Origin of the sequence: Micropruina glycogenica (assembly GCF_900289045.1) — a bacterium.
In the GTDB taxonomy this organism is placed as follows: domain Bacteria; phylum Actinomycetota; class Actinomycetes; order Propionibacteriales; family Propionibacteriaceae; genus Micropruina; species Micropruina glycogenica.
Genome location: NZ_LT985188.1, coordinates 3088896 through 3102625, shown reverse-complemented (window position 1 = coordinate 3102625; position 13730 = coordinate 3088896). Strand labels below are relative to the sequence as shown.

The following is a 13730-nucleotide window of genomic DNA, read 5'->3' as shown; positions in this document are numbered from 1 at the left end:
TCCTCGAACGGGGACTCTGCGAGTCTCGCCGGCAATTTCAGAGCAGCTGGATGTGGAGCACACCTCTGGCATGCATCTCGGCGCCGAATATCGTTGGCACGATGAGCGGGAGCCGATCTCCTCAAGAGATGGGGATGGAGGCCCAGTCGCTCTCGAAGAGCTTCACCTTGCCATTCGCTGACCACAGCTGCAGAGAGAACAACCTCCAGTACCTCGCCCACAGGTCATCGTGCGGGGCCAGGTAGGTGATGTCCAGGCCAAGGCCTCGGGCGGTCTCGTGGGAGATCATCTGTCCGTGGGAGTGCCACTTGTCGGTGTCGCTAAGGTTCTTGGCGATTTCGGCCGCTTGGTCGGTGTCCTTGATCATTGATTGGCCGAGCAGGGCCTCGGCAATGGATCGGGATCGTTTGGTCATCCGCTCGAGCTTACGGACGGTGGCCGGCTCCATCTTGCTGAGCATGAGTCGAGCCACCGGGTCGTTGGGGTCCTCTTTGAGCCGGTCGGCATGCAGGTGGAACGCGTCCAAGTAGCTCTGCGCGGAGAGGGTTTGCAGGTGGCCGTTGGAGTCGGCCAGATCTACCTGGGGGTCAATGGCACCGAGTTCGGATGTATCGGACATCACGATGGTGTTGGCCCCTAGGGCGATGAGCGTAGCCGCGCTTTTTGCGTAGTCGGGCACGATGACTCGCACAGGTGCGCTGCCAGCACGTTTTCGGATGAGGAGAATGAGCTTTTCGGCAGCGTCGATGTCGCCCCCTGGTGAGTTCAGCAGCAGGTCGATCGGGGTGCCGGGCGTGATGTTGTGCAGTAGGTCGACCATGGCGACGACGTCGGTGCGCTCGATCTGTAGGTCAGCCACGACGTAGCAAATCAGGGTCGTCGACGTGACCTTCTCGATCTCTCTGATGAGACTCTGCCGGGCATAGCGATTGGCGTTCATCGCCTCGAACATCGGAGTCCGCGTCGGTCCTTTCGGCGCTGGGGTGGGCTCGGGCAGTGGCGGTGTTGGAACGAATCCGAGCTGGTCCTCGGGCTCGGTGTGAGGGTGGGTCATCGGTGATCCGTTCGTTCGATCCAGCGTACGTAGCCGTCGCGTACAACATAGTGACAGTGGCCGACGGAACTGCGCTCGTCGACGCTGGGATAGAGGGTGAGCGGATAGCGGTCGGCGATGCGCCAGAGCGGTCGGTTCCCTCGGTCCAGATTGAGCATCACTCGATGCCCCCGGTCGCAGGGGCAGTCGAAGATGAGCCATTTGGGTCGGCCCGCGCTTTCCACGACCACAGCGCGGCGGACGGGTAGCCGGACGGGAATGTCGGCGGCCGAGGACGTGCTCAGGTCGGCCTTCCAGCGGCGCCAGTATCGGATGCTCTTCAGGATGCCCAATTCAACCCCAGGAACATGTCGTCGTCGGTGCCAACTCGGCGAGTAGCCGGGTCACAGTAATGCCCTTCGTGCGACGCCCCGATGTTGCCGCGGATGGTGCGGTCGTGGATGAAGAGGATCAGCTCGGACGGGGTGGGGGTGTCGCCGTAGCCGACCAGCCGCTCCAGTAGCTCACTGACAGCAGTGGCCGCGACGAGGGTGGTGAAGGTGACCACGGCGGGCTCGACACCTGGCAGCGCTGGTGCATAACCCTCCTTCTCGAGCCGCTTCTGCTCGTTCGCGGACCGGGTCTCGGCCTCTGCGACAGCGAGGTCGATGCGGTCGCGGCAGATCAGACAGGCGCTGCTCGGGTACAGGGTCGTCACCCTTCCGAATACGCCAGTGATGATGCCCTGTTGGTCGGCGGGGATCTGCACGCCGCAGTCGATGACCGGGATCAGGTAGTAGTACGGCAACCGCGACAGCCGCAGACGGCCGGCGTTGTCGTCGGTACAGCCGAAGACCAAGTCCGCGCCGACCATGGTACGTGCGACGGTCTCGGTGAGAATCGACCCTTGGACGCGCGTGGTGCGGACTCCACGGGCGATGCGTTCGAGGTGATCACCGAGGACGTCCACCTTCGGGCGACCGACGTCGGCAGGCGTGGAGCCGTAGACGCGCGTCGTGTTGGAGTCGGAGAGGATGTCCGGGTCGATGAGGATGAACGAGCGAACTCCGAGCCGGGCGAGCTGTTCGGCGACGGCGGAACCGGTGCCTCCGGCGCCAATCACGGCGACGGTAAGTTCGCTGATGGCGGTTTGGATCCCGTCGCCGAAGGCACGGATGTTCCGGTCGAACAGGGATCGGTCGGTGCCGGCGTCTGTGTCGAAGGCCGGACGAAAGATCCAGCGCTCGCCGATGACGGACAACCGCGCGATCGGCGTGTTGATCCGCCCGATGAGCTCGCCGGTGAAGGTGAGAGTGCCGTTGTCGTGGCTGACGACGAGGTAGCCGTACTGGTCGGTCTCGGTGCGGTCACGGAACAGCGGTTCGAGCTGCTCGTTGACGACGCGGTCGTGGCGACTCGGGCGGGGAATCGCCTGCTCACCGGGGTGGCTGTGCACCCAAATTGCGATCCTCCCGCGCTGCTGAGCGGTCTTGAGCGCGTGGACATAGCCGTCCGAGGTGATCTGAAGTGCCTGGTGGGTGCGAATCTCGTAGGCATCCTCGGGAACGGCCACAAGCTCGTCGCCCAGGAGGATGACGTCGCTGCCATCGATGGTGGTGTAACGCACGAGTAGCACGGCGCCGGTTTCAACTGGGCTAGTAGCCATCGCCACCAGGCCGTCATGCAGCGGGCCTGTAAGGCGCAGGGTGGCGGTCATGCGGCAGCGCTCCCCAGCTCAGTGCGCAGGAGGCGCACGTAACTCTCCAGCCCGTCGATTCCGGACCGCCAGGCTGTCGGATCAAGGTGTCGCGACCAACGCTGCCAGCTGCGGCCGTCGTGGGTCTCGATGACCTCCGTGGCGGGGATCCCGCCGCCGCCCACCGGCGCCAGGTGGGGGATGATCCACCACATGTCGGGCGGGGTATCGGGGTAGCTGGCGGAAAGACGGAACAACACACAGGCCACATCCGCGTTCAGGCCGAGCGGCAGCGGGAAGCCGATCAACTCGACGTTCAGCATGCCGGTGCCGTCGTCGAAGACCCGGTAGTTGATGCCGGACCGGTCGAGGAATTCGCGGTCCGGCTCGGGCAGCTTCACGACGCCCGCCCAGGGTTGATGCGACCGGGGGCGGTGAAGAAGCGCACCCCATCCTTAAGACGAACGACGTCCTCGTCCTGGACCTTGACGTCGCGCTTGTCGGGCACGTCAAGCCACAGGTCGCGGTCGGCAGGAACATCGGGGCTGGGCACAGCGCGCAGCTCGACGCCGGTCATCTTGTGCTTGTAGACCTCGTACTCGACGCGGTCGATGCGGATGGTAATCGCGTCGATTTCGGTGAAGAACCGCATCCCGTCGACGACGTCGAGGGTGCCGGCCGCGTCGAGTTCCTGATCCTGCTCGTCCTCTATATCAAGCCAGAGGTCCTTGTCGGCCGGGACCGGCGGGCGACGCAGGCCACGCAGAGTCGCGACGGGGGTGCGCCCCGACGTGGTCTCGTACGACTCGCCGTCGATGTAGATGGTGATCTTCTTCGCGTGGGCTTCAGCCTGTGCGGTCATGGTCCTACTCCTAACTGTTGTGGTTCATTGATACCATGATACCACGCCACCAAGATATATGGATAATTCGTGCATGTGGTGGCACACTGGGTGGCATGTCCGCCCAGAAAGCAATGACCATTCGTCTGTCTGCCGAACAGGCTGAGCAACTGGAGACCGTGGCGAGCGTCGAGAACCAGCCAGTCTCGGACGTGATCCGGGCCGCTATCGCGAGTCACATCGAATCCGTCAGCAAGGACGCGAAGTTCCAGGAGGGGCTTCGCGAACGCATCGAACGCGCCCGCGGTCTTCTCCGTTAGGCGCCGAGCACCGTCGCTCACCTCGCCGTGCCTGCACCGCCATGCGGCGGGTCAACGTCGACATGTCGGCGTGGGTTGAGAAGTGTGCTGCTAGGCGTCGCTGAGCAGAGCAGAACAAGGCCGCGCGCCGAGATCTGCCTGCAGTGACAGTGACAACTTGTAGACCTAGGCAGCCTGCGCCCTCAGGTTGGTCGTTTCCAGAGCTTCAGTTCTCGTTCCAGGCGCTGGCAAACGCTGATAGCTGGACCGCGATCCGCTTGTCCGAGCCTTGCGCAGCGTGCTGGTAGGCCAGCGCGGCCGAGACGGTCGAGTGGCCCAGACGCTGCATCAGTTCGGCGAGCGTTGCGCCTGAGGCGGCCGCCAAGGTGGCTCCGGTGTGCCGGAGGTCGTGGAAACGGAGGTTGGGCCGCCCAGCGGCCTCTCTGGCCTTCCTGAAGTACGCCTGGTGGAACGTGGGCGCCCGGTACTGCTCACCGTGGGTGGTCGGGAACAGCAGGCCGTCCTTGCCCCACTGCGCGTGCGTCCGAAGGTGCTCCTTGACCGCCTCCCCGAGGTGGGGCGGAAACGCCACCACGCGAACGCTGTCCGCCTTGGGCGCAGCCACGATCTTCTTGCCGTCGACCCACTGCACCGCTCGGCTGACCCGGATCTCGCCGTTCCTGAGGTCGACGTCGCCTCGTCGCAGTTCGGCAAACTCACCGAACCTCAGCGCGCACCACGCCGCCAGCTCGATCATCAGCCTCAGCCGTTCAGGCATCGCGGCCACCAGCAGCGCCAGCTCGTCCAGCGTGGCCGGCTCCCCGATGTGCCGGAAGGGCTTCCGCATCCGTTCCCGGCACGGGTTCCGGTCGAGCAGCTCATCCTGCACGGCCGTGGCAAAGATCGTCTTCAGCAGCGCGTAGGCGTGCTCATTGATCCGTGGCGTCCTGGCGTTGAGCTTCCCGATCCACGCACGCACGGTCGCTGGCGTCACATCCTTCAGCCGCATCTCGCCCAGCGTCGGGTAGATGAGCCGGTCGAGGTACCGCTGGTACTCACTCACTGTCTTCGGCTTCAGGCCGCGTACGGCGGTTCGCTCCGGCAACCAGGTGTCCGCGTACGTCCGCAACGTCTGGGTGTCGTCGTGGAGCTGCTTCGCCCGCCGCTGGGCCGGCGGCGCCCACTCGTCCCACTCGATCAGCCGGCGCTCCAGAGCGATCCAGCCCTCCGCGTCCGCTCTGGCGGTGAATGTGCCCGGCGCGTTGTGTCGAGCCATGTCTGGCCCGATGTACTGGCCTAGTACATCTTCGAGGGCAACCTGCGGATCGTCCCGAAGGCTCGCTTCGTCCGTGCCATGGCTCTCACCCGCCCGTTCCACCGGCGTGTCGTGCATCTTGCGTGCATTATGAGGGCCTATTTCTGTCCCCATCTGCCTACTTCTGACCACTCGCTCGACCTGCTCAGAACAAGCATAAGCCCTAGTCAGGGAGGCGGGAAGTGGGGTGCGTGGATCTCATCGAGATCTGGTGGGCCTAACTGGACTTGAACCAGTGACCTCTGCCTTATCAGGGCAGCGCTCTAACCGTCTGAGCTATAGGCCCGCTTGCGGCGGGAACACCGAGAGACAACATTACCGACTCACCCGGCACCCGCTCAACTCGACGAGTTGACTCGTGCTGAATGCCCGCGTGGGTGGGGTCGTTGACTCATCTGAGAATGCCCGCGTGGGTCAGGCTGCGGGGATGGGGCTGACGATGAGGCAACGGAAGGCTGTGCTGGCGAGCCAGGTCAAGGCGTGGCCGAAGGCGACCAAGGCTGAGAAGTCGACCATTTTGGATCATCTGGTCGCGGTCAACGGCTGGCATCGAGACCATGCCCGCAAGATGATCCGGGCAGCGGTCGCCGGTGTGGACGTGAACCGGCCACGCAGGCCCCGCGAGCCTGTGTTCCGCTACGGACCTGAGGTGATCGACGCCTTGGCGGTGTGCTGGGCGGTGCTGGACGGACCCAGCGGCAAGATCGTGCGCCCAGCGCTGCCGGTCCTGGTCGCGAGCCTGGTCGCCAAGGGCGAGCTGAACGCGACACCCGAAGTCATCGACGCACTGCTGGCCATGTCGGCGGCGACCATCGATCGCCGATTGCGGCCCTACCGGCTCGGGCTGGTCGGCAACCTCAAGGGCCGGTCCTTGACCCGCCCCGGATCGCTGTTGAAATCGTCGATCCCGCTGAAGACCTGGCACGAGTGGGACGACACCCAGCCAGGGTTCATCGAGATCGATCTGGTCGGTCACGACGGCGGCGACAACAACGGCCACTTCCACTACAGCCTGGACGCTGTCGACGTGGCTACCGGTTGGACCGAAACCATCACCGTGAAGTCCAAGGGCGAAAGGATCGTGGCCACCGGGCTGGAGCAACTCGCCCTCCGGTTCCCGTTCGCGATCGTGGGCGTCCACTCTGACAACGGCTCCGAGTTCATTAACCACCACCTGATGAGCTGGTGCAACACCCGTGAGATCACGTTCACCCGCGGCCGCCCGAACCATTCCAACGACCAAGCCCACATCGAACAGAAGAACTGGACCAGAGTCCGCCGCAACGTCGGCTACTACCGCTACGACACCAGCCGGGAACTCGACCTGCTCAACCAGCTATGGCCCCTGGCCGCTGAACTGTCCAACCTGTTCACCCCGCAACAGAAGCTGAAAACCAAGACCCGCACCGGAGCGAAAGTCACCAAGACCTACGACACCGCCACCACCCCGGCCGGCCGGCTGCTCCGTGACCACCCCACCGTCCTCGACGACCAGGACCGGCGACACCTTGACAGTCGCATCACCCAGGCCAACCCGGCCCAACTACGCCGAGACATCGACCTCATCCAACGCAACCTGCTCGAACTCGCCCGCCGCCGCGGCACCATCCTCAAAGCAGCCAAACGCAACCACGTCTACCTATCCCGAACAAAAATGACGCGGGCAAAACGAAATGAGTCAACGACCCAACCCAAGCGGGCATCTTGACATGAGTCCACAGGCTCGACGACTTGACTCACGTAAAAGGTCCGGGAAGGGCAGCGCGTGCCTCACATGAGGATGTCCGCCTAGGAGACTGCTGAACAATTCGCCTGCGTGCCGCGCGACCTGATTGGTGGTCGGCTGGAATTCTTGGGTGGTGCAGGGTGAGTGGAGTCCGCAGCGGGACGTGTTGGATGTGGAGTCGTTGGCGGGGCATCTGCTGGCGGAGGGCAGCGTGTTCCGCTTCCTGGCCGAGCATCGGCAGCGGTTGTTCCCGGACGCGTTGTTCGCTGACTTGTTCCCCTCAGGCCGTGGACGGCCCTCGATCCCGGGCGAGGTGATCGCGTCGGTGATCGTGCTGCAGTCCCTTCATGGGTTGTCGGACCGGGAAGCGGTCGAGGCGCTCACGTTCGACCTGCGGTGGAAAGCAGCGTGCGGGTTCCCGATCGACGCGAAGGGGTTCGATGCGTCGTCGTTGACGGTGTGGCGGCGTCGGCTGGCGTCCAGCGGGCGGCCGCAGCGGATCTTTGAGGTGGTCCGGGACGTGATCGCCGCGACGGGTGCGGTGAAAGGTCGTCAGCGGCGGGCGTTGGATTCGACGATCCTGGATGATGCGGTGGCCCGACAGGACACCGTCACCCAGCTGATCGCCCAGGTCCGCCGGGTGGGCCGGGAGGTGCCCGGCGCCCATCAGGTGATCGGCGAGCGGTGCACTCGGCTGGCCGCGTTGACCGGGCAGGGCTACGACTCCACCGCGAAACCGCGGATCGCGTGGGACGACGCCCAGGCCCGCGACGAGTTGGTGACCGCACTCGTGAACGACGCCCTTGCCCTGCTCGACGGCCTTGATGTCGAGACGATCACTGCCGCTGGCGGCAAGCCGGCCGAGGCGATCGCCCTACTCGCGTTGGTCGCCGGGCAGGATGTCGAACCGGCCGAAGACTCTGACGGCACCGATGGCCAGTGGCGGATCGCCCGGCGGGTCGCCCCGGATCGGGTCATCTCGACCGTCGCCCCGGAGGCGCGGCATGCGCACAAGACAGTGGAACGTCGCCAGGACGGGTTCAAGGCCCACGTGGTGGTCGAGCCCGACACCGGGCTGGCCACGATGGTTGAGCTGACCAAGGCTGCCGGCCCAGACAACAGCGACGCCACTGTCGGTGCCCGTCTCGTGGTCGCCGATCCGACCATCGATACCGGCGCGGTTGAGGTGTTGGGTGATTCGGCCTACGCCACCGGAGACATGCTGCACACGCTCGAGGGCAAGGGGTGGGCAGCGCTGGTGAAACCGTGGCCGACCCGGCCCGCCGTCGCCGGCGGGTTCGGCAACGACGACTTCACCCATGACCCGGCCGCCGGCACCCTGACCTGCCCGGCCGGGATCACCAAGACGATCACCAAGACACGTAAGGCGGTGTTCGGCATCGCCTGCCGAGCCTGCCCGTTCAGGCAGCGGTGCACCACCGCGGCGAAGGGTCGCACCATCCAGTTGCACCCTCACGACTTGCTGCAACGTCAGCACCGTCAGCGGGCCCTCGACGCCGACTTCCAGGCCACCTACCGACAACACCGGCCGATGGTCGAACGCACGATCGCTTGGCTGACCCGAGGCAGCCGGAAGGTGCCCTACCGAGGCGTGGACAGGAACAACAACTGGCTCCACAATCGGATCGCAGCGATCAACCTGCGCCGACTCCTCGCCCTTGGCCTGACCCACGGACCGACCGGCTGGACGATCGCCTGACCCACCGCCCCGGACAGGGCATACAACCCAGCCAAACAGCGCCCACGACGGACCCCAGACGGGCGGCACGACACCGTCGTCGCGATCAAGGGCACTGACCCAAACTCGCCGCTCGACGACCCTGGCGGCGTCCCGCCCGCCTCACACGCCCACCACGCCCTCAAAATGGCGCCTTGTTCAGCAGACTCCTAGCTGTTGGGGTTCCCTGGCCCTGTGAGCAGGGAGTTGTCGATGGCGTCGCGCCGTGATGTGACCAAGAAGTTCGCCCGCGAATACGCGAAGGCGGACAGAGCTGAGAAGAGCCGTATCCTCGACGCGCTAGTGGCGTCGACGGGCTGGACCCGCGATCACGCCCGCCGAGCGATCCGGGCCGCGGCCACCCGCAAGGGCGCGGCCCGCGACCAGCAGCGGAAACCACGCCCACGCAAGTACTCCTACGATGCGCTGATCGTGTTGCAGGAGGTGTGGCGGCTGGCCGGTCAACCATCGGGCAAGTACCTGGCCGTGGTGATGGAGGACACCCTGTGTCGGCTGGTTCGAGACCGTGAGCTCGGCAAGGTCGCCGACCGGGTCAGCGACACGGTGATCGACGAACTAAGGTCGATGTCGGCAGCCACGATCGACCGTTACCTGAAACCGCACAAGGCTGCCGGCTACCCCGCCGCCGGCCTGTCCAGCACCCGACCCTCGCACATCCTGCGGTCCTCGATCCCGCTGCGCACCGCGACCGACGACCCGATCACCGTGCCCGGGTTTCTGGAGTTGGACACTGTCGCTCACTGCGGCCACACACTCAAAGGCGAGTTCCTTCGCACCTTGTCAGCAACCGATCCGGTGACCGGCTGGACCATGCTGCGCAGCATCCGCAACAACGCGTTCGTGCACGTCCACGCCGGCCTGGAATGGATCGCCAAACTGGCACCCCTCCCGATCGCCGGCATGGACTTCGACAACGGCTCCGAGTTCATGAACTGGTCCGTGATCGCCTGGTGCGACGACCACCACATCCCGATCACCCGCGGCCGGCCCTACCACCACAACGACAACGCCCACATCGAGCAACGCAACGGCGACTGGGTCCGCCGCCACGCCTTCCGCTACCGCTACGAAACCGACACCGAACTCGCCCTGCTCAACCAACTCTGGGACCTGGTCATGGCCCGCAAGAACCACCTGCTGCCCTGCGTCAAAGCCGTCGACTGGACCCAGACCCGCAGCGGCCGCAAGAAGCGTGTCTACGACAAACCCAAAACCCCCTACCAGCGGCTCCTCGACACCGGCCCGCCCGACCCCGCGACCCGTGCCCGGCTCGCAGCCGAACACGACAAGCTCAACCCAGCACGCATCACCCGAGGCATCAACCACATCCAGCAACAACTCATCGACCTAGCCAAAGCACGCACCCTCGGCACCCGCCCCGCCGCCTAACCATCCGGACATTTCATATGAGGCACGCGCCAATCACCCGCGGACATCTTGACGTGAGGCAAGACGCTCGACGCGGGATACGGCTCGGCCGCCCCGTGTCGGGGCGGCCGAGTCACACGATCACGGACGCTCGCCGGTGACCTTCCAGGTGCCGTCCTCAGCCACGGTGCCGTAGACCCGCACCAGCGAGTCGTAGCCCCGGTAGCTGCCCTTGCTGCCCTTCATGGTGCAGGTCCAGCTGATGCTCAGCGACGCCGAGACCGACAGGTCCGAGGTGTCGAGGGACGGCTTCATGCGGTTGATCGAGTTGGTGCCCGAGGGGGTGCAGGCGATCGTGCTGGGCTTCGCCTTGTCGCCGGACGGCTGGCGGAACCGAATGCCGCAGTCGTCCCTGACCAGGCTGCCGGGCTTCTTGCACGAGTTCACCAGCTTGGTGGTGGCCGCCTTGAAGTCTTTCAGTGCGTCGTCCGACAGCCCCACCTTGATCTCGAACATGTCGGTGCTCGACGACGACACCGCCTCGACCACGACCTTGTCTTTGCTGAACGTGTAGATCGGGCTGGTGGACGCCAGCGTGTACCCACCGGGAAAGACGTCGATCGAGTCGGCGTCGCCGGGGACTGCGACACCGTTGACGGTGAGGCCGGTGTCGGCCGGGCTGAGACCCTTGACGTAGAGGCGTCCGGTGATCGTGCTCAGGTAGAAAGCGCCGTCGCGCGCGCTCACGTAGAACTTGTCGGTCTTGGTGCGGCCGTTGATCGTGTAGCTGGCCTGCACCTCGGCGCTGTACTTCGTCTCGTCCTGCACGGTCAACTGCAGACCGGTGATCGGTGCGGCCTGCACGGCAGCGGTCATGACCTCTTTGGTGAGAAACGTGCGATCGGGCAGATCGCCACGCACGAGCGCGAAGATGGCGTCGGGGTCGGACGCGGCGAGCGCGTCGTAGTACTTCTGCACGACCTCGGTGGCCGACGCAGCACCCACCCCGGTGCCCTGCGAGGCGGTCGCCGAGCCGGTGGGGGTGCCGGTGCCGGCGTTGTTGTTGCCACGGTTGAGCTGCATCAGGCCGAAGATCAGGGCGACGATCAACACCACGGCGCCACCGATGATGAGCGGCATCTTGTTGTTCTTGGCCGGCTTCGCTCCGGGCACGGGCGCCTGGCCCCACGCCGGGGGCTGACCCCCTGCAGCGCCGTACTGACCCGGGCCGGACGCCGCAGCACCCGGTGCCTGGTAGCCGCCGGTGGGTTGACCGTAGCCGGGCTGCTGACCCTGTTGTGCGGGCTGCTGCTGGCCGTAGGGCTGCTGCCCCTGCTGACCGGACGGCTGCTGGCCATAGCCGGGCTGCTGACCGGACGGCTGCTGACCGAAGCCCGGCTGGCCGGGTGCGCCATAACCCTGTTGACCCGGAGCGCCGTAGCCGGGCTGCTGACCAGGGGCACCGTAGCCCGGCTGGTAAGGACTGCCGGCCGACGGCACCTGTGGATTGTGCGGCTGGTTCGGGTTCTGCGGGTTGTTCGGGTCGGTCATCACTCACGCCTTCAGTTCGGGATCACTCAACTTTACGGGTTCAACGGGCCGCAGAACGTTCCGTGGGCAGTGCTACCCGTGGGCCGCCCAGCCTCTGCGGGCGCGGTTGGTTCGCACGCGCCGGCACCCAGACGCATGTTCGCTCGCCGATCAGCCTGTGACGAGCACCGATACCGGCCGGGATGCACGCGCGCGGACTCGGCGCGAGCCCGCTGTGAGGCGTCGGTCGAGCGTGTCGAGACCCTCGTTGGTCAGACGGGTTTCGACACGCTCGACCAACGTGGGGGGTTCGACAAGCTCAACCAGCGGCAGGGCGGATCAGCGGCCGAGGTTCGTCCACCGTTCGCGCAGCAGGTGCGCAGCCGCCTTGGGCTTGCGGTCTTGGGTGAAGATGCCCTTCTTGTTGCCGCCCACCCTGAAGATCGCGTTGCTGGTGCGAAAGTCGGCGAAATTCCAGACGTGTTCGCCCACCACCTGTTCGTAGTCGTCGAACACCCGGTGGTTCATCTCGAGGTAGTCCCTCTGGTACTCCTCAGACCACGGATCGCCGTTCACCGAATGCATGCCGGCGATCGTGTCGGCACCGTATTCGGTGATGATGATCGGCTTGTTCTCGCTCGCCCAGCCGTCCATCTCTTTGCGCCAGTTGCGCTCGGCGTTGCCCAGGTCGGAATGGTCGACGTACCAGCCGTAGTAGCGGTTGAGCATCAGCACGTCCGACATGTCGGCCACCTTGCAACCGCCGTGGGGGCTCATCATCACGTTCACGAAGCCGACCGGACGGCTGGGGTCGAGTTCGCGGGCCAGCTCGAACAGCGGCCTGAAGTACTGCTCCGACGCGTCGGTGTGCGATTCGGGCTCGTTGGCGATCGACCACATCACCACACAGGGATGGTTCTTGTCGCGCTCGATGAGTTCGCGAATCACCTGCCGGTGCGCGTCCTGCGCGACCTGCCCCAGGGTGTCTGGCGAGAACGTTTCGAGCTTGATGCCGCCGAACACGCCGCCCATCAGGCCCAGGTTGAGCCCGACCGCCGTCGTCTCGTCGATCACCACGATGCCCTGCCGGTCGGCGTAGTCGTACACCTCTTCGGCGTAGGGGTAGTGCGACGTGCGGAACGAGTTGGCGCCGATCCAGTTCATCAGGTCGAAGTCGTGCACCAGGAACGCGTCGTCGTGCCCCTTGCCGCGCACCGGGGTGTCTTCATGCCGGCCGAACCCGGTGAAGTAGAACGGCTCGCCGTTGATCAAGAACTTCGCGCCGTCGACCTTCACGGTGCGAATGCCCACGGTCTGCTCGTAGCTGTCGACCACCTCAACACCGTCGACCAGTTCGACCACGGCGGTGTACAGGTAGCCGTCGCCCGGGGCCCACAGGTGCGCGTTCGGCACCCGAAGCTGACCGGACGCCCCGGCGCCGGTCGCCACCTCGGTGCCGTCGGCGTCCAGCAGCCGCACCCGCACCTCGGCCGTGCCGTCGCCGGCGACGTCGACCGCGTAGTCGACCACGCCGTCGGCGCCGTCGATGTCGGTGACCACGGTGATGTCGCCCACGTACGTGGTCGGCGTTGCGTACAGCCACACCTGCCGGTGCAGGCCGGCGAAGTTGTAGAAGTCGTGAAAATAGACCTGCCGACGACCCTCGGGGGTGTCGTTGATGATGCCCGGCGGAACCGTCTCGAAGGTCAGTTCGTTGTTGACCACCGCGGTGATGCGCACCTTCTGGCCGGGTTCGACCAGGCTGGTGATGTCGGCCTCGAACGGCGTGTAGCCGCCCGAATGCGCCATCACCTCGACGCCGTCCACCCACACCACCGCGGCGTGCGTGGCCGAATCGAAGCGCAGCACGATGCGCTGCCCGGCCCAGCCACGCGGCACGACCGCCGTGGTCTCGTACCAGGCGTCGCCAACGTGGTCGCGGCTCTCGGCGCCGGGAATGATGTCGTTGTAGCTGGCCGGCACCGCCATCTCACGCGCGTCGGCCAGAGGGGCCGCGAACCACTGGTCGCGACGTCCGTCACCGGCGGCGTCGAGACGGAACGACCACAGGCCGCCCAGCGGTTTGCGTTCGCGGGTGGAGGTGTCTTGGGGTCGCAGCATCGTTGCTCCTTGTTTCGAGTCAGTTCTTCTCAGTGTCGCGGC

The 13730-nt window shown here is 65.6% G+C and carries 12 protein-coding genes and 1 tRNA gene; 4 read left to right on the top strand and 9 right to left on the bottom strand.

Annotated elements, in window-relative coordinates; translation table 11 throughout:
- Positions 1–121 precede the first annotated feature (121 nt).
- From MPLG2_RS14545 to MPLG2_RS14530, 5 genes are all read right to left on the bottom strand, one after another.
- The gene (locus MPLG2_RS14545) at positions 122–952 is read right to left on the bottom strand and encodes an SDH family Clp fold serine proteinase (protein WP_158681240.1); all 831 of its coding nucleotides are present in this window, start codon (positions 950–952) and stop codon (positions 122–124) included.
- A gap of 98 nt (positions 953–1050) precedes the next feature.
- Positions 1051–1386 carry a DUF6527 family protein gene (locus MPLG2_RS18625; protein ID WP_158681239.1) on the bottom strand — a complete coding sequence of 112 codons (336 nt, stop codon included), beginning with the start codon at positions 1384–1386 and terminating at the stop codon, positions 1051–1053.
- Positions 1374–2750 carry a ThiF family adenylyltransferase gene (locus MPLG2_RS14540; protein ID WP_105186753.1) on the bottom strand — a complete coding sequence of 459 codons (1377 nt, stop codon included), beginning with the start codon at positions 2748–2750 and terminating at the stop codon, positions 1374–1376. Before MPLG2_RS14540 ends, MPLG2_RS18625 begins: the two co-directional genes overlap by 13 nt.
- Complete coding sequence (locus MPLG2_RS14535; RefSeq protein WP_105186752.1) at positions 2747–3130, bottom strand: E2/UBC family protein; 384 nt, start codon at positions 3128–3130, stop codon at positions 2747–2749. The genes MPLG2_RS14540 and MPLG2_RS14535 overlap by 4 nt, the downstream gene beginning before the upstream one ends.
- A complete protein-coding gene (locus tag MPLG2_RS14530) occupies positions 3127–3591 on the bottom strand; it encodes a multiubiquitin domain-containing protein (protein WP_105186751.1) in 465 nt (154 codons plus the stop codon). The genes MPLG2_RS14535 and MPLG2_RS14530 overlap by 4 nt, the downstream gene beginning before the upstream one ends.
- Positions 3592–3686: 95 nt before the next feature.
- On the opposite strand from MPLG2_RS14530, the gene MPLG2_RS14525 reads away from it, so the two are divergent.
- Positions 3687–3890, top strand: a complete 204-nt coding sequence (locus tag MPLG2_RS14525) for a DUF6290 family protein (protein WP_105186750.1) — start codon at positions 3687–3689, stop codon at positions 3888–3890.
- Positions 3891–4095: 205 nt separating this feature from the next.
- Here MPLG2_RS14525 and MPLG2_RS14520 read toward each other — a convergent pair whose 3' ends face one another.
- On the bottom strand, positions 4096–5262 hold the full coding sequence (locus tag MPLG2_RS14520; RefSeq protein ID WP_197709958.1) for a tyrosine-type recombinase/integrase: 1167 nt from the start codon (positions 5260–5262) through the stop codon (positions 4096–4098).
- 131 nt (positions 5263–5393) lie between these two features.
- Positions 5394–5470: transfer RNA gene (locus MPLG2_RS14515), tRNA-Ile, on the bottom strand.
- 153 nt (positions 5471–5623) lie between these two features.
- Here MPLG2_RS14515 and MPLG2_RS14510 point away from each other — a divergent pair.
- From MPLG2_RS14510 to MPLG2_RS14500, 3 genes are all read left to right on the top strand, one after another.
- The gene (locus MPLG2_RS14510; RefSeq protein ID WP_105187409.1) at positions 5624–6892 is read left to right on the top strand and encodes an integrase catalytic domain-containing protein; all 1269 of its coding nucleotides are present in this window, start codon (positions 5624–5626) and stop codon (positions 6890–6892) included.
- Between the two features lie 151 nt (positions 6893–7043).
- Positions 7044–8630 (top strand): IS1182 family transposase, encoded by a 1587-nt coding sequence (locus MPLG2_RS14505; RefSeq protein ID WP_105187699.1) that lies wholly within the window; start codon positions 7044–7046, stop codon positions 8628–8630.
- Positions 8631–8861: 231 nt separating this feature from the next.
- Complete coding sequence (locus MPLG2_RS14500) at positions 8862–10058, top strand: DDE-type integrase/transposase/recombinase (protein ID WP_173909610.1); 1197 nt, start codon at positions 8862–8864, stop codon at positions 10056–10058.
- 120 nt (positions 10059–10178) lie between these two features.
- Here the strand turns inward: MPLG2_RS14500 and MPLG2_RS19080 are convergent, their stop codons facing one another.
- Both MPLG2_RS19080 and uidA read right to left on the bottom strand, forming a co-directional pair.
- Positions 10179–11588 (bottom strand): nuclear transport factor 2 family protein, encoded by a 1410-nt coding sequence (locus MPLG2_RS19080; RefSeq protein ID WP_197709957.1) that lies wholly within the window; start codon positions 11586–11588, stop codon positions 10179–10181.
- 318 nt (positions 11589–11906) lie between these two features.
- On the bottom strand, positions 11907–13688 hold the full coding sequence (gene uidA / locus MPLG2_RS14490) for a beta-glucuronidase (protein WP_105186749.1): 1782 nt from the start codon (positions 13686–13688) through the stop codon (positions 11907–11909).
- Positions 13689–13730: the final 42 nt, after the last annotated feature.